Genomic DNA, 18135 nt, shown 5'->3' on the forward strand with positions numbered 1-18135 from the left:
CGGCTGACAAAGGAGTCCGAAGGTGCCGTCGATGCTCGATGTGGTCGTGGTGGGTGCGGGGCCCAACGGACTGACCGCTGCCGTGGAGCTGGCCCGCCGGGGCTTCTCCGTGGCCGTGTTCGAGGCGCGGGACACCGTGGGCGGGGGAGCGCGCACCGAAGAGCTCACACTGCCCGGTTTCCGGCACGACCCGTGCTCGGCGGCGCATCCGCTGGGCGTGAACTCGCCGGCGTTCAAGGCGATGCCCCTGGAGCGGTACGGCCTTCAGTGGCTGCACGCCGAGCTGCCCATGGCGCACCCGTTCCCCGACGGCACGGCGGCGGTGCTCTCGCGGTCGGTGGCGGAGACGGCAGCCTCGTTCGGCCCACGCGACGCCGGTGCGTACCGACGACTGGTCGCGCCCTTCCTGCCCAAGTGGGACACGCTGGCCCACGATTTCATGTCGCTGCCGCTGACGGCACTGCCCCGCGACCCGGTCACCCTCGCCCGCTTCGGCCTCGTCGGTCTGCCGCCGTCGACGTGGCTGACGCGCCGCTTCCGCGACGAGCGCGCCAAGGCCCTGTTCGCCGGGCTCGTGGCGCACGTCATCGCCCCGCTCGACGGGATCGCCACCGGCGCCGTCGGCCTCGTCTTCGCCCTGGCCGCGCACGCCGGCGGCTGGCCGGTCGCGCGCGGTGGCTCCCAGTCCATCTCCGACGCGCTCACCGCGTACCTCAAGGACCTCGGCGGCACCGTCCACACCGATTACAAGGTCAAGCGCCTGGACGACCTGCCGCCCGCGCGCGCGTACGTCTTCGACACCTCACCCACCGCACTGGCCCGGATCGCGGGCTTCGGGCGGTACTACGAGCGCTACCGCTACGGGGCGAGCGTCTTCAAGATCGACTACGCGCTGGACGGCCCCGTGCCCTGGACCGCCAAGGAGGCCCGCACCGCCGGGACCGTGCAGGTCGGTGCCAGCAGCGCGGAGATCGACACCGCGCTGCGGGCGGCCTCCCGCGAGGGCCGGGCGCCCGACGTGCCCTTCCTGATCACCGTGCAGCCCAGCGTCGTGGACCCTTCCCGGGCGCCCGACGGCAAGCAGGTCTTCTGGGTGTACGGGCATGTTCCGAACGGCTGGACCGGGGACCTCACGGACGCCATCGAGCGGCAGCTGGAGCGCTTCGCGCCGGGCTTCCGCGACCGCGTACTGGCCCGCGCGACCGCGGGGCCGCCCGAGCTCGCCGCCCGCAACGCCAACTATGTGGGCGGTGACATCGCCTGCGGCGCAGCCTCCGGGCTTCAGCTCCTGCTGCGCCCCAAGCTGTCCCTGTCCCCGTACAGCACCCCGCACCCGGCCGTCTTCCTCTGCTCCTCGGCCACCCCGCCGGGGCCCGGCGTGCACGGCATGTCGGGGCACAACGCGGCGAAGGCCGTCTGGAGGAGGCTGAGGCAGCCATGACCACGATCACGCTGGTCCAGGGCGACATCACCCGCCAGAGCGTCGACGCCATCGTCAACGCGGCGAACTCCTCGCTGCTCGGCGGCGGCGGAGTCGACGGAGCCATCCACCGCCGGGGCGGCCCCGCCATCCTCGCCGAGTGCCGCAAACTGCGTGCTTCCCTCCCCCACTCTCGGCTTCGCTCGAGCGGGGGGACCCCCATCGGCAAGGGCCTGCGCACCGGCCAGGCGGTCGCCACCACCGCGGGCGAGCTGGACGCGCGCTGGGTGATCCACACCGTCGGCCCGCGGTACTCCCACGAGGAGGACCGTTCGGAGCTGCTGGCCTCCTGCTACCGGGAGTCACTGCGGATCGCCGACGAGCTCGGCGCCCGTACCGTCGCGTTCCCGGCTGTCTCCGCAGGTATCTACGGGTGGCCGATGGAGGACGCGGCCCGAATCGCCGTGGAGACGGTGCGGGCGACGGGAACGTCGGTCGAGGTGGTCAGATTCGTCCTCTTCGACGAGCGGGCGTACGAGGCGTTCGCCGCGCAGGTCGGCTGACCTCGACTGGCCGGTCTTGGCCGCTCTCTTGTGCCGTGATGCCTCGCCGAGCGTTCCCTGCGCCCGCCGCGAGGGCCGGTGCGCGCCAACGCCTTGTCCAGCAAGGGTGCGCCACTCCAGGCCTTGCGCAGGTCAGGGTGTCGCCCCTATAACCATCCTGCATGCTTCGGTGGGGATGGCCGGAAATGGCAGTTTGCCACCGACCAGGGGGGTCCCCAGCTCCGCCGGGATCAGCAGCAACACGCGCAGACCGACGGAGACATGAGGACATGACCGACGACGCCTTTCGCGATGCCATGACCCGCCTTGCTGTCGACCCGGCCTTCAGGGCCCAACTCGACGGCGACACCGACGACATCTCACGAAGACTTGGCCTGACGCCCGAGCAGGTCGCCGAGCTCCGTCGGCTTCGTGTCGAATCCGGCACCGCCGAGGGGCCGGGCACGCTCGACGCGAGGCTGTCCAAGTCGTCCCTCTTCTTCGGCGGTGCGGCACACGCGCTGGCGCACCACGACGTGTCCGCCGAGCACGCGCCCGTCGACCACACGCCCGTGGACCACGCGCCGGTCGAGCACGGGGCGCACGATGCCGGCGCCGGCGACGCCACGGCGCCGCACGTGGGTGAGGCCGACCCGGGCGACTATCGGAACGGGACTGGCGCCTTTGACCGCGGTGCGTCCGACTCCGTCAGTCTGATCGGCGGGCAGCTCGACAATGCGGCCCTGGGCAGCGGAGATGGCCTGCTGGGCGACCCCGCCGGTGCGGGCGGATTCGGTGACTTCGGGGGCTTCGGCGGCGAAGGCGCGGGTGGCTTCAGCGGTGGTGAAGACGGCTTCGGCGCCGGGGGCGCGGACGGGTTCGGCGGAAGTGAAGGCGGCCTGGGCGGCTTCGGTGGGGGCGAAGGCGGCTTCGGGAGTTTCGGGGGTTCCGGCGGTGGCTCTGAAGGTGGCTTCGGCGGCTTCGGCGACGGTGGGGGCGGCGGGTCGGAGGGGAACTTCGGCGGCTTCGGTGGCTTCGGGGGGCACGACGGGAGCGAGGGCGGCTTCGGCGGTGGTCACGGCGGAGGCGACGTCGGTGAGTTCGGCCATGGCGGCATCTATGAGCGCGGCGAAGGCGAAGGCGGAGACGGCGGTGGTGAGGGCGGAGGCGGCGAAGGAGGCGGCGGCGACGGCGGCAGCGGGGGCGGCGGCGACCAGGAGAACACCGGCCGGCGACCCGGTGGTGGCGAAGGCGGCGGTGGCGGCGGTGGCGGTGGTGAAGGCGGCGGTGGAGGAGAGGGCGGCGGAGGCGGCGGTGGTGAAGGCGGCGGTGGTGGTGAAGGCGGCGGCCACGGCGGCGGTGGCGGCGAAGGCGGCGGCGGTGGTGGCGAGGAAGGCTCCGGACACGGTGGCGGTCCCTCCGGCGGTGGCGGTGGTGGCGGCGAAGGAGACGGCGGAGGCGGCGGCAGCCAGGAGAACACCGGCCGTCGGCCCGGCGGCGGTGGTGAGCCCGGCGGCGGTGGTGGTGAAGGAGACGGCGGCGGCAGCCAGGAGAACACCGGCCGGCGCCCCGGTGGCGGTGGCGAGCCCGGTGGTGGTGAAGGCGGCGGCCGCGGGGGTGTCCTCGGCGGTTCCGAGAGCATCCGCGGCGGCGTGACCGCCCCCGGAGCGGGCGGCATCAGTACGCATCTGTCGCCTTCCGGACCCGGCACCGCCGCACCCGGCGGTGGCTTCTCCGACGGCACGTTCACCAGTGGTTCCGGAGCGGGCTGAGCCGGATGCTGTGCCATGTCTGTCGCGTTCACGTACGGCGCGACTTCCCTTACTGCCTGCACTGCGGCACGCTCCGCCGTGGTGCGGCGCCGACGTCGTTCGCCGCGCCCCAGCTGCGCGGCGTCGGCGATCCCGCACTGCTCGTACCGCTGACCGGTCCGGTGACGACGCTGGGCCGGGACGCGGACAACGACGTCGTCCTCTCCGACGGCAGCGTGTCGCGTCGGCATGCCCGGATCGTCCGCACCGAGGCAGGCTTCCGGATCGAGGACCTGGACTCGTTCAACGGCACGGCGGTCGGCGGAGTCGACCTGCACGGAGGCTCGGCGCACCTCGCCGACGGCGCCCACCTGTCCGTCGGTGATGTCCGCCTGGTGTTCGAGCAGCCCCGCGATGCCCGGGTCGGCTCACGCACCATGGTCGTCGGCACCCAGCTGACCCAACTGCCCACCGCCCTCCAGGAGGAGGTGCCGGAGGCGACCGGGCCACTCACCGCGCGGCCACGCCGCCGCTCGGGGTGGGCGCTCAAGCAAGTACCCACGGAGCGCGGTGAACCGGGCTGGGTGCTGAACAACACGCGGACAGGCGTCTATCTGCGGCTGGACGAGCGCGAGGTGTTCCTCTGGAACGCCGTCGACGGCGAGAACACCGTACGGGATCTGCTGTTCGCCTACGCGGACCGCTTCGGTGAGCTCGCGTTGCCGCGGATCGAGGCCGCGCTGGCGGCGTTCGCGGACGCGGGACTGCTGCGCGGCCTGCCCGGCCGTCCCGGGGAGGAGCAGACCAAGGGCTGGCGGCGGGCCGGGCGTGCGCTCTACCGGGCCCTGCTGAAACTGGAGGTGTCCGTACCGGGCCTCGACGGCGTCGTGACCCGCCTGTACAGCGCGTTCGGCTGGCGGTTCTTCACCAGGACCGGGGTGACGCTCGTCTGGCTGTCGGTCGTCGGTGGTCTCGTCTCGTTCTTCACGGCGCAGCGACGGCAGCACCTGCTCGACTTCGGCGGAGCCGGCGTCTGGGGCCCGGTGACGCTGGCCGCGGGGTATGTCTCGGCCCTGATGGTGCATGAGCTGACGCACGCGCTGGCCGTGAAGTCGTACGGCCGCAAGGTCCGGCGCGGCGGGTTCCTGCTCATGATGGGGATGCCCTTCGCGTTCGTGGACACGAGCGACATGTGGTTCGGCTCCCGCTGGTCGCGTGTCGTGGTGGCGCTGTCGGGACCGGTCTCGACAGCGGCGCTGGCCGGCTGGTGCGCGGTGGGCGCCGCCTACCTCCCGGCCGGTCCGGCCTCGGCCGTGCTGTTCCACCTGGCTTTCGGTCTGTACCTGAACACGCTCTACAACTTCAATCCCCTGATGCCGCTGGACGGTTATCAGGCGCTGACCGACGCGCTGCGGGTGCCACGGCTGCGTGAGGAGGCGAGCGCGTACTTCCGCAAGGGGCTCTGGCAGGACCTGCGGGCGGGCCGCCGGCCCGGACCGCGCCAGACGGGAATGGCCGCCTACGGTCTCGCGGTCGTCGCCGGTACGTACGGCTTCCTGGTACTTGCCCTGCTGGCCTGGCGTTCCCGGATGGGGGACCTGTTGCACGGACGGGTGTCCGCGCCGTGGGATGCCGTGATCGTGGCGGTCGTGGTCGGCCTGGTGGCGTTCCCGGTGTGGGCCGCACCGGCGCGCTGGCTGATACGCCTGGTGAAGCGGCGGCGCGAGGCCGGCGGCGGTCCGGCGTCCGTGCCCACCGGCGCGGCCGTGGAGGGGGTGGCATGACGGGAGGTGCGGACGGCGCCGGCGAGTGGGCCGTGCCCGGCTACCTTGCCGTACGGACGCTCGGCGAGGGCGCCGGCGGCCGCGTCGTACTGGCCCGGCACGGGGCGACGGGCGTACCCGTCGCCGTCAAGTACCTGAGTGACCGTCTCCGTGACGACCAGGAGTTCCTGGCCCGCTTCCGGGCCGAGGCGCGGCTGCTGGGCGATCTGCGGCACCCGTGTGTCGTACGGCTGTACGAGTATGTCGAGGCGCGCCGGGGTGCCGCGATCGTGATGGAGGCGGTGAACGGAGTCAGCCTCCGTGAACTGCTGCGCGCGCGGGGGGCGACCGGTCCGGAGGCCGCCCTGGTCCTGCTCAAGGGTTCGCTGCTGGGGCTCGGTGCGGCCCATACGGCGGGAGTGGTCCACCGCGACTACAAGCCGGAGAACGTGCTGGTGCGTGCCGACGGTTCGAGTGCGCTCGCCGACTTCGGGATCGCCGTACGGGCCGGCCGTGAGACGGAGGCCGCGGGCACGCCCGCCTATATGGCGCCCGAGCAGTGGCGCGGTGAGCCCGCGGCACCGGCGGGCGACGTGTACGCGGCGGCGGCGGTGTTCTTCGAATGCCTGACCGGTCGGCGGCCGTTCGCCGGTGACGATGTGACGGCCCTGCGCCTGCAGCACCTGAGGGCACCCGTGGCGCTGGACGACGTGCCCGATCCGGTCCGTGGCCTGCTGCGCAGGGGCATGGCCAAGGACCCGGCGGACCGGTCCGGAATCGAGGCGTTCCTCGCCGATCTCGAACGGGCCGCCACCGAGGGGTACGGCGCCGACTGGGAGGAGCGCGGACGCCGTCGGCTCGCTGAACTCGCCGCCCTGGCAGCCCTGTTGTTCCCGTTCGCCATCACACCGGCCGTCTATGAGGCCTCGCGCGCGCTGACCGTACTGGGCCGGCTGAAGCGCGGCGGCTGGAAGGCGGCTGCCGGGGCTGCCGCGCTCGCCGTGGTCGCCGGCGCGGTGACCGCCGCGACAGCCGGCCCGCACGACACGACGACGACCGCGGCCAGTTCCACACCGACGGGATCCTCCGGTACGACCCCGTCCGCCCTCTCATCCCCCTCCGCTTCACTGTCCGCCTCGCCCGGGGCGACCCCGTCCTCGGCCGACGGATCACCGTCCGGTACCCCCTCAGCGGGCCCGTCGCCCGGGGAGACGTCGGACACCCCGTCGACGAGCGTCACACCGCCCGTCGTATCGACGTCCCCGACGACCGGAACCTCGGCCGCGCCGACCCCGGGAACGGTCACGGTCACCATCGGCTCCTGGAGCCGCGGGCAGAACCCCGGCACGCTGATCGCCGACGTCACCGTCCGGACGACCGGCACCGGACCCCTGACGCTGACGGCGGACTTCTACGTCAACACGCCCGCCGATCCCTACGGTTCCCAGACCCGGACGCTGTCGGGCAGCACGCAGTACGCGGTGAGCTTCGAGGCCGACTTCTCGAACCACCCGTGCAGGGGTACGTGGATCGTCGCTCTCACGAGCAGTCCCCAGGCCGCGGACGGGACACAGACGGCTTCCGTGGACGCGCCGCCGTGCTGAACGGCGACGACGTCGAGGCGCCTGTGCCGTACATGGCGCCGATGCCGTACATCGAGGAGAGCACATCGACACATCGACACATCGAGGAGAGCGGGTCGACATGACGACAGCCGCCGTGGTCGCCGGGCGTCCTCTTTCCGGCTGGTCACGTGACACCCGCTGGGGCACCTGGTACGCCCTGTGCCCGGAGTCCGCCGACGCACCGCCGCTCGGCGCGTTGCGGATCGACCGTGCGCTGCTGATGCCGGAGGGAGCACGTGAGCGGCTGGCGAGCGCGGTGCTCGCCGTGGGCAGGCTCCGGCTGCCCGGTGTACCGGCCACGGTCGATCTCGTGGCGGAGGCCGGGGAGGTGTGGCTGATCACCGCGCGGCCGCCGGTTCCCACGCTCGCGGACCTTCTGGCCGCCGACGGCCCCCGACCGGACGCGGGCAGCGTGGCGAGCGTCCTCAACGAGACCGCCCAGACGCTGCTCGCCCTGCACGGGGCCCGACTTGCCCACGGTTCGCTCACCGTGGACAACGTCGTGCTCGCCCCGGACGGCACCGCCCTGCTCGCCGAGTCGGCGCTGGGCATCGCGCTGGGCGACGACATGCCCACGGCATCCGCCCAGCGCGCCGACCTCGCTGCCTGGGCGGCTGTCGCCCGGACACTGGGCGACGCCTGGGCGGCGGCCGGTACTCCGGAGGCCGACCTGTTCGCCCGCTGCGCCGCCACCGCCGAGTCCGACGGCCTCGTCGCCGCCCGCGCGGTTCTTGTCGCCGGGCGCGCGGTCCTCCCCGCGGACTTCCTGCGGCGCACCGCGCTCCGCGCGGCGGCAGCCGCCGCGTCCGCGGACCTCACTCCGCCGGTGACGCGGGACGCGCCGCCCGCCGTGGGGGATACGGCCGGCGAAGCACCCACCGCCCCGGACCCTGACACCGCGGTCCCGGGGCGGGACGACCATGCCGGATTCCCCGCCGTGCCGGACACACAGCTCACGGTCCCGGGGCGGGCCGACCGTGACTCACGCCCCGCCGCCCCGGACGAGCAGGCCACCGTCCTGGGCAAGCGAATCCGCACCCCCGACGCGTTTCGCGCACCAGCCATGGAAGGAGACAACGAGCAGGCCACCGTCCTGGGCAAGCGAAACCGCACCCCCGACGCGATGCGCGCACCAGCCACGGAAGGAGACGGGGACGGCGACATCCTGCTGCGCTTCGGCCCCGGCGTCCCTGCCGACGAGCAGGAGACGCTCCGCGCCCTGTGGCGGGCCGCCGCCCCGGCACCGGCCCGTGAGCGACGACGACGGCGCGCCTGGTTCGGGGCGACCGTGGTCCTGACAGCCCTCGCCGTCGTGGTCTGGCTGTTGCTGCTGCGCCCGACCGCCGGACCGACTGTCACGGCCGCCGAAGTCCAGGCGCCCACCCGGCAGTTGCACTGCGGCCAGACCGCCGACGTCATCGGCGTCATGACCACCGACGGTCGCCGAGGTCCGGTGACCTACCGCTGGCTGCGCAGCGACGGTCACGACTCCGGTGAGCTGATCCACACGGCCCGCCGTGGCGACCGGAGCCTCACCGTTCACCTGCGCTGGACCGTCCGCGGCTCCGGCAGCTTCCAGGGGACCGCCCGCCTCCAGGTCCTGCATCGGAGTGGCTCGGACAGCGGAAGCGCTCCGATCGAGGCGGAAGGCAGCTTCAGGTACTCCTGCCCCTGAGACGTGGGTGAACCCTTCCACGACGGTGGGGACCGCGCGTCCCGCTAGCCGAGCTTCGAGACCTGGTAGTGGCTGATGTACCAGCCGTCCTCCAGGTGTGACACCAGTACGCCGAGGCTGACGCCGAGGGTGGGCCGGTCGGTGAAGGCGAAGTCGACGTCCAGATAGCCCAGTACGAGGTCGTCGGCGGGGCGCCTGGTCTCGAGAATCCGATACGTGGCCGTCATTCCGAGGGGCTGGGAGTCGTAGTAGGCGGCGATGCCCGGCCTTCCGACGCTGTAGGGGTGCAGTCCCTGGAAGATCGCGTCTTCGGTGAACTGGGCGGCGACCTGCTGCGGTTCGTGCCCGTCGACGGCGGCCTTCCACCGGTCGAGGACGTCACGCAGGATCGCCTCACTGTCTGTCGTTCTGTTCATCGGGGTTCTCCTCTCGGCGTGTGTCTTCAGTGGCCGGCGCTCATGCCACCGTCGACGTGGAGGATCTCGCCGGTGACGAACGGGGCGTTCTCCAGGTAGATCACCGCGTCGACGATGTCGCTCGGCTCGCCCATCCGGCCGACCGGATGCAGGGCGGCGAGGGCCTCATGGGTCTCCTCGGGGTGCATGGGCGTCTTGATGGTGCCGGGTGAGACGGCGTTGCTGCGGATGCCGCGCGTGGCGTACTCGATGGCGAGGGACTTGGTGGCGGACTGCAGTCCGCCCTTGGTCAACGAGGCAAGCACGGAGGGGACGTTGGAGTTGGCGTTGTCGACCAGGCTGGTGGTGACGTTGACGATATGGCCGTCACCATGGGCGAGCATGTGCTCGATGGCCAGCTGGGTGATGCGGAAGAAGCCGGCGAGGTTCACACCGGTCACGGCGGCGTAGTCGTCCTGGGTGTAGTCGGTGAAGGGCTTGGCGACGAAGACGCCCGCGTTGTTGACCAGGGTGTCGATACGGCCGAATCGCTCGATGCCGGCGGCGACGGCGCGTTCGGCGGTGGCGGGGTCGGCGATGTCACCCTGGACGGTCAGGATGCCCGCGTCGTCGGAGGGTTCGATCGTGCGCGAGATGGCGACGACGGCGTGGCCGAGCTTGCGGTAGGCGTCGACGAGGCCCGCGCCGATGCCCTGCGAGGCGCCGGTGATGACGGCGACCTTCTGGTCCTGAGAGCTCATGATGATCTTCTCCGGGATGAACGAGTGGGAGTGGGAGTGGGGTTTCCCGACCGGCTCCTCGTTACTAGCCGACCGGTCGACTAAATGGAACGTAAGTCGCCCGGCGAGACGAAGTCAAAGGTCGGAAGGGCCCAGCCCAGGACCGCTTTCCTCCCTGCTGGGAGGCGCGGCCTTCCAGCGCAGGTCAGGCGCAGGTCAGCGGGACCGGTGCGGATCGCCCTCGGGCAGCCAGGCGTCCGGGGCGTGGATCCCGAGGTCGCCCACGCCGGTGCAGAGGGCGTCGATCACGGCGAGCACCGCGGGGCGGTCCTCGCCCTCGCGCCAGACCAGGGACCAGGTCCAGTAGATCTCTGGTGCGACGACCGGGCGTCGGACCAGGTCGTGCGGCAGGGGAGTGGCCTGGCCCTTGGGGGAGTTGACGACCGGGCGGTCGCTGCGGCGGACGTGGTCGAAGAACGCGGGTCCGGTGATGCCGCCGTCCGAGATGCGTACCGCTCGGGCCCCGGTGTCCTGGGCCAGCAGCTCCCCGTAGACGTTCCAGGACGACCAGGAGGTGGTGTCGTCGTCGAGGAGGACGACCGTGTCCCGGGCGGGCACGTCGCTCGTGTCGTCGCCGGTGGCAACGGCGTAGAGCCGGTCGGCGCCGATGAGCCGGGCGTGCAGGCCGCTTCGCTCCAGGTCCTCGGTCCGCACCCAGCACACCGCGAGGTCCAGGCCGCCGCCGGCGACCCGGGCGGCCTGCGTGTGCGAGGGGGCGATCCAGGCGTCGATGTGGAGTTGGGCCACCGCGGCGGTGCGCGCGGTCAGGTCCGGCGGGAGCCAGTTGACGTAGCCGAGCCGTACCGGTTCCGACCCGGACAGCCGACCGGCACGCCGCTGGAGGTCGTCCGCCCGTTCGAGCAGGGCGCGGGTGTGCGGGAGCAGGGCCGCACCGGCCGGGGTGAGGGAGACCGAACGGCGGTCGCGGTCGAACAGCCGTACGCCGAAGTCGCGTTCCAGTGCCTTGATCTGCTGGGACAGGGAGGGGCCCGCGATGAGCAGGCGCTCCGCGGCCCGGCCGAAGTTCAGTTCCTCGGCGACGGCGACGAAGTACCGCAGTTGGCGCAGCTCCACGCCCGTCATGCTACGTCGGTGCGAGGCCACGCCTTCCAGCAGGGAGGAAGCCGGTCGTGGCGGTGCCCGTGGTGCGGGCGGACGATGAGTAAAGGGAAGCCCGGCGGCCTGAGACGGTCAACGATCACCACCAGCGGCGCTCCGGTCCCCGCCGGACGCCCCATCGAGCGGAGCGGGACCATGCGAGAGTTCCTGGTCGAGATCACCACCACCGTCCCCGAGGGCACCAGCCAGGACGAGGTCGACCGGCGGCGCGCGGCCGAAGCCGTCCGCGCCGGGGAACTGGCGGGCACCGGCAACCTGGCGCGGCTCTGGCGCCCGGTCGGTGAGCTGCGCAGCGTCGGCATCTGGCGGGCCGCCGACGAGGAGGAGCTCCACGAGAAGGTGCTCGGCACGCTCCCGCTGCGCCCGTGGATGACTCTCACCGTCACCGCACTGGAGCCCCATCCCAACGACCCGGGCCGGACCGACGCCACGCAGTGACGGCACGCGTTTCCGTTCCCCGCCCTCGCCGCGGGGGCGCACCTGCGCTCCACGGACGCCGCCGTGCTGCGTATCGGCTTCCCGCGCGACATGGTGGTAGTGCGAGACACCGCCCCGGTACGACAGTCCGCGCCTGCGGAAACCGTCCCGGACACGGGCGGACGCGGGCGGGCGCGGTGCCTGACGGAGCCGAGCCGCGGTCGGCCGGCCGTTCGCGGTTCCGGTCCCCGGAGTGACGTGCCGCCGACGACCCCGACTCGTCACCGACGCCTCAGACGTGGAGCCCGTCATGACCACACCGCAGGACCTGTTGATCGTCACCATGGATGTCGAGTCCAGCCGTCCTGTCGATCCGGGCGACCTCTCGCTGGCTCTCGCGGGAGCCGAACTGGTCGACCTCCTCGACGCCCAAGCCCTCACCCTGGACGGCGACCGCATCGTGCCCGGCGCGCACTGGACCATGGATGACCCCCTGCTGGACGAGGCCGTGTCGTCGCTCACCCGGCAGAGGCCGTACGAGTCCGTCGAGGACTGGCTGTGGCGGCGGGGCCGCGGCCTTTCCGCGGCCTACCGCGCCGTCCTGCACGCGGAAGGACACGTCACCCGGCGACGCCGCCGCTGGATTCCCGTCCGGACCGGCCCCACGACTCTGGTCGACTCGCCGGCCCGTCGCCACGCCGCCGACCGCTGGACGTCGGGCGAGCCCGTCCTCGCAGGCTTCGCGGCCGCCGTGGGCATCCACCATGAGCCGACCGAGCCGACCGAGCCGACCGAGCCGACCGAAGAGCCCGCGAACCTCGCCGACGACGCGGTCGTGACCGTACTGGCCGCCGTTCATCACGCCGTGACGGAACTGGAAGGCGTACGGCAACGGCGAAGCGTCGAAGAGGCGGCCTTCGACAACATCTGGCGAGGCCAGTGAGGCGCATCAGTCATGTCGACGCGATGCCTTCGCCCGCAGCGGCGGGCCCCCGGGTGATCGTCCCGAGCCCGCGCGGTCATGGCACGGCCCGGAGCCGTCAGCCGTCAGCCGTCAGCCGTCAGACGCCGGCCACGGCCTCCCGTGGCGCGCGAGCGCCGAGCAGGGCCAGGCAGTTCGCCCACAGGGGGCCGAGTCGATGGGTGCTGTTGTAGAGCTTGGCGAACAACACCTGGCCCTCCAGCTGGGCGACCACCGCCCGTGCGGCCTCCCGGGTGTCGGTCGCGGTGATCTCCTCGCGCTCAAGGGCCTCGGCGATGACCGAGTCGACCAGCTCGACCTGCGCGTCGAAGATCTCCTGAAGCCGTGCGCGGATGGCCTCGGTGTGGTTGCTCAACTCCAGGGTGAGGTTCCCGAACAGGCAGCCCGAGACGGTGCCGCAGCCCTGCTGGCCGGCGCGCTGGCCTGCCTCCGTCTCCTCGAACAGCAGGCGCAGCCGTTGCAGTGGTTCCTCGCCGCTGTTCAGGATGCGTGTCCAGGTGCGCCGCTGGCCGGCCCAGTGCTCGTCGATCACGGCCAGGGCGAGAGCTTCCTTGGAGGCGAAGAAGTAGTAGAAGCTGCCCTTGGGTACGCCTGCGGTCTTGCAGATCTCGGCCACGCCCAAGGCCGAGTAGCCGCGCAGCTCGATGAGCGACTGCGCGGCGCTGAGGATCTTCTCCCTGGCGTCGCTGGTCCGTCCCATGGGGCAAGTGTACGACCGGTCGTCTATCACCCATATGGACTGATAGGCCCGCGTGTTCAGGATGCGTTCAGGGTGTGACTGCCACGTTGATCATCATGCCGTCGAGGCATGCGCACTGCTGAGCCACCCCCCACGCAGGAGAATTGAACATTGGACAAGTCGGAACTCGTCACCGATCCCAGCGTCACCGGTCCGAGGGTCGCCGATCCCGGCACCTATGTGATGAAGAAGCTGCCGGAGGTGACCCTGGCCTTCTGGGTCATGAAGATCGCCGCGACGACACTCGGCGAGACGGCGGGCGACCTCTTCGCCCAGACCCTCAAGCTGGGCTACTTCCTCACCACCATCCTGCTGTTCCTGATCTTCGTGATCACGCTGGTCGTGCAGCTCAGGTCACGCCGGTACAACCCGTTCTTCTACTGGACCGTGATCCTGTCGACCAGCATGGCCGGCACCACGATGTCCGACTTCATGAACCGTGACGCCAGCGCCAAGTACCTCTCGGGCGGCGCCACTTCGCTCGGCTGGGGGCCGCAGGGCCTCGGGCTCGGGTACCCCGCGGGTGCCGCGATCCTGATCTCGCTGCTGATCGTCATCTTCGCCGTCTGGCGGATGACCGGGCAGACGTTCGTCATCCGCGACATCGTGACCTTCCGGGGCGAGGCCCTCTTCTGGGCGGCGATCCTCGTGTCGAACACGCTCGGCACCTCCATGGGCGACTTCCTGTCCGACAGTTCCGGACTCGGTTACGCGGGCGGCGCGCTGCTGGTGGGCGGCGTGCTCGCGGTGCTCCTCGCGCTGACGCGTGTGCCGGTCGTGCCGAATGTCCTGCTGTTCTGGTTCGCCTTCGTGCTCACCCGCCCCCTCGGCGCCACGGCGGGTGACTTCCTGACCAAGCCCGTCGCCAAGGGTGGTCTCGACCTCGGTACGCCGGGCTCCTCGGCCGTGCTCCTCGCGATCCTCGTCGGCCTCATGGGCTACGCCCACGTCAAGGAGCGGCGGTCGTAACGGGTGACTACCAGCCGGGCAGTGTCTCGGCCAGCAGTCGCAGCAGGTCGCCGGTGGCGTCGACCGCGCCGAGCGCGGGCAGCGCGCCCAGGGCGAGGACGGCCGCCCCGATGGGCCACAGGTCGGGCGGCGGAGCCGTCTGCAGCGCCGCGATCCGGCGGGTGACGGCATGCTCGGAGAAGTGCAGGGCGCAGCCCGTGCGGGCGCGCTGGGAGATGAGGGCGGCGCGGGCGAGGGCGCGCGCGGTGGTGCGGCGGTCGCCGACGCTGCCCGCGGCCACCTCGTCGGCCCAGCGCTCCAGCAGGAACGTGACGGTGGTGCGCACCGGCACGAGCAGCGGGTTGGCCGCGGCCGCCAGGGCGACGGCGGTGGACAGCGCCGAGTGCCGGTGGGCGAGATGAGCGCGCTCGTGGGCCAGCAGGACGCGCCGCTCCGCGGGCTCCAGCGCGCCGAGCATCGCGGCCGTGACCAGGATCCGGCCCGGCGTCCCGGGAATCGCGAAGGCGTGCGGCGTCGAGGAGGCGGCGACGATGAGTTCGCTGTCCGGCGGGTGCCCTTCGCACAGCCGGAGCAGGATCCGGCGGGTCGCGTAGTGCGCTCGTACCGCATGGAAGAGCCGGAAGGCGATCACGCCGAGGGCGGCGACCGCCACGACGGCGATGGTCTCCGGGACGGGCTCGGGCAGTGCGCGGCCTTCCTCGCTGGCCTCCGCGGCCACCGAGGGGGCCCGGTTGATCAGTGTGGCGGAGAGCAGGAACAGCGCCCAGGTGGAAGCGGCCGCGGTCAGGACGCCGGCGACGGTGAGGACGCGGGCCGCCAGCGCGGGCGACACCCGCCTGCCCACCTGCGGTGCGACCGCGGGGAGCAGCAGCGACAGGACGATCGGAACGTAGACGTCGATCCTCATGGCCCGTTCCCCCCGAGGAGGTCGCGCAGGGCCTCTTCCTCCTGGGGGCTCAGCCCGGTGACGAACTGCTGGAGGGCCGCGATCGGGTCGGGTCCGCGGTCGAGTGCCTCGTGCATGGCCTCGGCGGTCAGCTCCGCCGCGTTCTTGGCGGGCCGGTATGCGCCGCGCCGTCCGTCCACGTCACGCAGGACCAGACCCTTGTCGTACAGGCGCTTGAGGATGGTGTGCACGGTGTTGTAGGCGAGACCGCCGCCGATCTCGGCCTGGATCTCGGCGGGCGTCAGTGCGTCGTCGGTGGCCCACAGGGCGGCGAGGACTTCGCTCTCCAACTCGCCCGCGCTGCGCCGTTCCGCTCTGCCGTGGGGGCCTGTGCCAGCCATGTCCGTCACCTTACAGCGCGTAGGGGCACGCGGACCGGTGCGGACATCCGGATGGCCTTCCCGGCCTGCACCGGTGGCCGGTACGCGCTAATTTGGCGGTGTTTTCCCGGCTCCCGCCCTCACCCTACGTCTTGTAGGGTGAGGGAGACCCTACATCTTGTAGGGCTGAAGGGTGGACGATGGCCAGGACCTTGAACGTCCCGCTCGTCGGCGCCAGGCGCCACGGCCCGCCCCTGGCTGCCCGTGGGTCGAGACGTCCCGGCGGCGAGCGCTGGCTGGTCCTGGTCGCGGCCGCCTTCACCCTGGCCCAACTCGTTCTCGTACGCCCCGGAATGGGCCTCGGCTGGGACGAGACCGTGTACGTCAGCCAGGTCAGCCCGCACGCCCCCGCCGCGTTCTTCAGCGCACCGCGCGCCCGCGGCGTCCCGCTGCTCGTCGCGCCGATCGCCTCCTGGTCGTCGTCCACCACGCTGCTGCGGGTCTACCTCGCCCTGCTGTCCGGACTCGGCCTGTTCCTGGCGCTGCGCGTCTGGCGGGGGCTGTTCCCGATACGCGTGCTGGCGTCGGCGGGCGCCCTGTTCGCGACGCTGTGGGTGACCCTGTTCTACGGCCCGCAGGCCATGCCCAACTACTGGGTCGCGATCGGCGCCCTGGCCGGCGTCGGCTGCTTTCTGCGCGCCCAGGCGGACCGCTTCGACCGGGCGGCACTGTGGGGAGCGGGCCTGAGCACCGCCCTGATGGCGTGGATGCGGCCCACCGACGCGATCTGGGCGACGCTGCCCCTCCTCGTCCTCGTCGTGGCTGTTCGCCGATGGCGCCGGCCACGACTGCTTCTCGCACTCGTCGCGGGCCTGGTGGCCGGAGCGGGCGAGTGGATCGTAGAGGCGTACGTTGGCTACGGCGGCCTCGGTCAACGGCTCGCCGACGGCTCCCGCATCCAGGGCGGGCTGGGCTGGAACATAGCCGTCGGCGACCAGATGCGCAGCCTGGGCGGACGCGCGCTGTGCCGCCCCTGCACCGGGGCGATGCCGAACCCGGTGGTGATGGTGTGGTGGTTCGCGCTGCCGCTGCTCGCCGTCCTCGGACTCGTGGTCGCCGTCAAGGCCCGGCGCACGGCGGGCACGCTGCTGCTCCTGGCCTGCGCCACGACGGCGGGCACCCCCTATCTGTTCATGATCGGATACTCCGCCCCGCGCTTCCTCCTCCCGGTCTACGCCCTCCTCGCGATCCCCGTCGCCGACGCCCTCGTCCACCTGGTCACCACCACGAGCCGGGCCTGGCGCCCGGTGGCCGTGACCTTGGTGGCGCTCGGCGTCGCCGGGCATCTGGCAGTGCAGTTCGCGGTGCTTCAGGCCACCGTGCAGCGCACCACCGTCTCCCACCGGGGCTGGGCGAGCACGGCGGCCGAACTGCACCGGCTCGGCATACGGCCGCCCTGTCTGCTGACCGGCCATCAAGCCGTACCGATCGCCTTCTACGCCGGCTGCTCCTCCGTCGCGACCAGCGGCCACAACGCCAACACCACCCCGTCGGACATCGTGCGGGCCGCACAGCGCGAACCGGTCGCCGTGGTCACCACCCCGGCAGGACGCCCGCCCGCGTACGCCCGCGACTGGGCCTCGCACCGCGCCGGTGACCTGCGTGTCTACGTCGCCCCAGGGGCCGGAGGCGGAACGGTATGAGCCTTCCGTCCGGCGCCCCTTCGACAGCCGTCGACAGTCCCGCGTCCACCAGCGGCCCGGTGTCAGCCGGCCGACGGCTCTCCTGGCCCGCCGGAGTCACGCTCGTGGTGGTGCTGTGCGCGGTGTATCTCGCCCGGCGTCACTGGCCGGTGATCGAGACCGGAGCGGGCCGGCTCGCCGTCGCCGACCGCGGCTGGCTGCTGGTGGCGGCCGCCGCCACCGTGGCGACCTGGGCGTGTTCGGCGCTCGCCCAGCAGGGCGCGGTGGCCCGGCCGTTGCCCACCGGGCGTCTGGTCGCGGTGCAGTTCGCGGCCTCCGCCGCCAACCACGTGCTGCCCGCCGGTATCGGGGCGGGCGCCGTCAACCTGCGCTTTCTGACCCGGTGCGGGCTGCCCGTCACCCGGTCGGCGACCGCGCTCGCGGTCAAGGCCACCGCCGGGACCGTGGTGCGAGGCTGTCTGATCGCCGCGCTCGCGCCGGCCTGTCCCGGCGCGCTCCGCTTCCCGCACGTCTCCGCGACGGCATGGGCGGTGACGGTCGCGGTGGCCGCCACCGCCGTGGTCCTCGTGTCCGGGCCGCTGCGGCGCGCGCTGCGGGCCGTGCTGGCGGATGTCCGGGCCGTACACGAAGTTCCCGCGCGGGCGGCCGCGTTGTGGGGCGGCTCGCTCGCCTTCGCCTCGCTGCACGCCGCCGTGGTCATCGCCGTCACCCAGGCCATCGACCTGCCGCTGCCCCCGGCCCAGGTGGCACTGGCCTACCTCGCCGCGAGCAGTGCCGCCGTGCTGCTGCCCACCCCCGGCGGCTTCGGCTCCCTGGACGCCGCACTCGCCCTGGCCCTCACCCTCGCCGGAGCACCGGGCAGCGCGGCGGCGACGGCGGTTCTCGGCTACCGGCTGCTGACCGTGTGGCTCCCGCTGCTCCCGGGGCTGCTGGCGCTGGGAGTGCTGGTGCGCCGCCGGGTGCTGTGAA

The 18135-nt window shown here is 72.4% G+C and carries 17 protein-coding genes; 10 read left to right on the forward strand and 7 right to left on the reverse strand.

Going from position 1 to position 18135, the window contains the following annotated elements; genetic code table 11:
- The first annotated feature begins 31 nt into the window (after positions 1–31).
- Positions 32–1441, forward strand: coding sequence for a phytoene desaturase family protein (locus OG975_RS39470; RefSeq protein ID WP_406334315.1), 1410 nt, complete (start codon positions 32–34; stop codon positions 1439–1441).
- Positions 1438–1983 carry an O-acetyl-ADP-ribose deacetylase gene (locus OG975_RS39475; protein ID WP_406334317.1) on the forward strand — a complete coding sequence of 182 codons (546 nt, stop codon included), beginning with the start codon at positions 1438–1440 and terminating at the stop codon, positions 1981–1983. Before OG975_RS39470 ends, OG975_RS39475 begins: the two co-directional genes overlap by 4 nt.
- Before the next feature lie 359 nt (positions 1984–2342).
- Here OG975_RS39475 and OG975_RS39480 read toward each other — a convergent pair whose 3' ends face one another.
- Complete coding sequence (locus OG975_RS39480) at positions 2343–3650, reverse strand: hypothetical protein (protein WP_406334319.1); 1308 nt, start codon at positions 3648–3650, stop codon at positions 2343–2345.
- A gap of 89 nt (positions 3651–3739) precedes the next feature.
- Between OG975_RS39480 and OG975_RS39485 the strand changes: the two genes are divergently transcribed.
- The 3 genes from OG975_RS39485 to OG975_RS39495 all read left to right on the forward strand — a co-directional run bounded on the left by OG975_RS39485 (position 3740) and on the right by OG975_RS39495 (position 8776).
- A complete protein-coding gene (locus tag OG975_RS39485; protein ID WP_406334321.1) occupies positions 3740–5497 on the forward strand; it encodes an FHA domain-containing protein in 1758 nt (585 codons plus the stop codon).
- Entirely contained in the window at positions 5494–7080 is a 1587-nt protein-coding gene (locus OG975_RS39490) for a protein kinase domain-containing protein (RefSeq protein WP_406334323.1), read from the forward strand. The genes OG975_RS39485 and OG975_RS39490 overlap by 4 nt, the downstream gene beginning before the upstream one ends.
- A gap of 100 nt (positions 7081–7180) precedes the next feature.
- The gene (locus OG975_RS39495) at positions 7181–8776 is read left to right on the forward strand and encodes a hypothetical protein (RefSeq protein ID WP_406334325.1); all 1596 of its coding nucleotides are present in this window, start codon (positions 7181–7183) and stop codon (positions 8774–8776) included.
- A 44-nt stretch (positions 8777–8820) separates the two neighbouring features.
- Here OG975_RS39495 and OG975_RS39500 read toward each other — a convergent pair whose 3' ends face one another.
- The 3 genes from OG975_RS39500 to OG975_RS39510 form a co-directional block, all read right to left on the reverse strand.
- Positions 8821–9192 carry a YybH family protein gene (locus OG975_RS39500; RefSeq protein ID WP_406334327.1) on the reverse strand — a complete coding sequence of 124 codons (372 nt, stop codon included), beginning with the start codon at positions 9190–9192 and terminating at the stop codon, positions 8821–8823.
- A gap of 26 nt (positions 9193–9218) precedes the next feature.
- Positions 9219–9932 (reverse strand): SDR family oxidoreductase, encoded by a 714-nt coding sequence (locus OG975_RS39505; protein WP_327433210.1) that lies wholly within the window; start codon positions 9930–9932, stop codon positions 9219–9221.
- Positions 9933–10127: 195 nt separating this feature from the next.
- Positions 10128–11054, reverse strand: a complete 927-nt coding sequence (locus OG975_RS39510; RefSeq protein WP_406334330.1) for a LysR family transcriptional regulator — start codon at positions 11052–11054, stop codon at positions 10128–10130.
- A 171-nt stretch (positions 11055–11225) separates the two neighbouring features.
- Here OG975_RS39510 and OG975_RS39515 point away from each other — a divergent pair, with 171 nt between their 5' ends.
- Both OG975_RS39515 and OG975_RS39520 read left to right on the forward strand, forming a co-directional pair.
- The gene (locus OG975_RS39515) at positions 11226–11528 is read left to right on the forward strand and encodes a muconolactone Delta-isomerase family protein (protein ID WP_406334332.1); all 303 of its coding nucleotides are present in this window, start codon (positions 11226–11228) and stop codon (positions 11526–11528) included.
- Positions 11529–11817: 289 nt separating this feature from the next.
- Positions 11818–12450: a GPP34 family phosphoprotein gene (locus OG975_RS39520; protein WP_406334334.1), complete on the forward strand. Its 633-nt coding sequence runs from the start codon at positions 11818–11820 to the stop codon at positions 12448–12450.
- A 118-nt stretch (positions 12451–12568) separates the two neighbouring features.
- Here OG975_RS39520 and OG975_RS39525 read toward each other — a convergent pair whose 3' ends face one another.
- Positions 12569–13189 (reverse strand): TetR/AcrR family transcriptional regulator, encoded by a 621-nt coding sequence (locus OG975_RS39525; RefSeq protein ID WP_406334336.1) that lies wholly within the window; start codon positions 13187–13189, stop codon positions 12569–12571.
- Positions 13190–13339: 150 nt separating this feature from the next.
- On the opposite strand from OG975_RS39525, the gene OG975_RS39530 reads away from it, so the two are divergent.
- The gene (locus tag OG975_RS39530; RefSeq protein WP_406334338.1) at positions 13340–14197 is read left to right on the forward strand and encodes a hypothetical protein; all 858 of its coding nucleotides are present in this window, start codon (positions 13340–13342) and stop codon (positions 14195–14197) included.
- A gap of 7 nt (positions 14198–14204) precedes the next feature.
- Here OG975_RS39530 and OG975_RS39535 read toward each other — a convergent pair whose 3' ends face one another.
- Positions 14205–15104, reverse strand: a complete 900-nt coding sequence (locus OG975_RS39535) for a M48 family metalloprotease (protein ID WP_406334340.1) — start codon at positions 15102–15104, stop codon at positions 14205–14207.
- Positions 15101–15484, reverse strand: a complete 384-nt coding sequence (locus OG975_RS39540) for a BlaI/MecI/CopY family transcriptional regulator (protein WP_327433217.1) — start codon at positions 15482–15484, stop codon at positions 15101–15103. Before OG975_RS39540 ends, OG975_RS39535 begins: the two co-directional genes overlap by 4 nt.
- 179 nt (positions 15485–15663) lie before the next feature.
- Between OG975_RS39540 and OG975_RS39545 the strand changes: the two genes are divergently transcribed.
- Both OG975_RS39545 and OG975_RS39550 read left to right on the forward strand, forming a co-directional pair.
- Positions 15664–17166 (forward strand): hypothetical protein, encoded by a 1503-nt coding sequence (locus OG975_RS39545; RefSeq protein WP_406334342.1) that lies wholly within the window; start codon positions 15664–15666, stop codon positions 17164–17166.
- Positions 17163–18134: a lysylphosphatidylglycerol synthase domain-containing protein gene (locus tag OG975_RS39550; RefSeq protein WP_406334344.1), complete on the forward strand. Its 972-nt coding sequence runs from the start codon at positions 17163–17165 to the stop codon at positions 18132–18134. Before OG975_RS39545 ends, OG975_RS39550 begins: the two co-directional genes overlap by 4 nt.
- The last annotated feature ends 1 nt before the right edge of the window (position 18135 follow it).

Origin of the sequence: Streptomyces sp. NBC_00203, assembly GCF_045206325.1 — a bacterium.
GTDB lineage: Bacteria > Actinomycetota > Actinomycetes > Streptomycetales > Streptomycetaceae > Streptomyces > Streptomyces lutosisoli.

Bases quoted from the DNA above. Each gene is read 5' to 3' on its own strand.
- OG975_RS39470 (WP_406334315.1), top strand. From the start codon at position 32: ATGCTCGATGTGGTCGTGGTGGGTGCGGGGCCCAACGGACTGACCGCT.
- OG975_RS39475 (WP_406334317.1), top strand. From the start codon at position 1,438: ATGACCACGATCACGCTGGTCCAGGGCGACATCACCCGCCAGAGCGTC.
- OG975_RS39480 (WP_406334319.1), bottom strand. From the start codon at position 3,650: ATGCGTACTGATGCCGCCCGCTCCGGGGGCGGTCACGCCGCCGCGGAT.
- OG975_RS39485 (WP_406334321.1), top strand. From the start codon at position 3,740: ATGCTGTGCCATGTCTGTCGCGTTCACGTACGGCGCGACTTCCCTTAC.
- OG975_RS39490 (WP_406334323.1), top strand. From the start codon at position 5,494: ATGACGGGAGGTGCGGACGGCGCCGGCGAGTGGGCCGTGCCCGGCTAC.
- OG975_RS39495 (WP_406334325.1), top strand. From the start codon at position 7,181: ATGACGACAGCCGCCGTGGTCGCCGGGCGTCCTCTTTCCGGCTGGTCA.
- OG975_RS39500 (WP_406334327.1), bottom strand. From the start codon at position 9,192: ATGAACAGAACGACAGACAGTGAGGCGATCCTGCGTGACGTCCTCGAC.
- OG975_RS39505 (WP_327433210.1), bottom strand. From the start codon at position 9,932: ATGAGCTCTCAGGACCAGAAGGTCGCCGTCATCACCGGCGCCTCGCAG.
- OG975_RS39510 (WP_406334330.1), bottom strand. From the start codon at position 11,054: ATGACGGGCGTGGAGCTGCGCCAACTGCGGTACTTCGTCGCCGTCGCC.
- OG975_RS39515 (WP_406334332.1), top strand. From the start codon at position 11,226: ATGCGAGAGTTCCTGGTCGAGATCACCACCACCGTCCCCGAGGGCACC.
- OG975_RS39520 (WP_406334334.1), top strand. From the start codon at position 11,818: ATGACCACACCGCAGGACCTGTTGATCGTCACCATGGATGTCGAGTCC.
- OG975_RS39525 (WP_406334336.1), bottom strand. From the start codon at position 13,189: ATGGGACGGACCAGCGACGCCAGGGAGAAGATCCTCAGCGCCGCGCAG.
- OG975_RS39535 (WP_406334340.1), bottom strand. From the start codon at position 15,104: ATGAGGATCGACGTCTACGTTCCGATCGTCCTGTCGCTGCTGCTCCCC.
- OG975_RS39540 (WP_327433217.1), bottom strand. From the start codon at position 15,484: ATGGCTGGCACAGGCCCCCACGGCAGAGCGGAACGGCGCAGCGCGGGC.
- OG975_RS39545 (WP_406334342.1), top strand. From the start codon at position 15,664: ATGGCCAGGACCTTGAACGTCCCGCTCGTCGGCGCCAGGCGCCACGGC.
- OG975_RS39550 (WP_406334344.1), top strand. From the start codon at position 17,163: ATGAGCCTTCCGTCCGGCGCCCCTTCGACAGCCGTCGACAGTCCCGCG.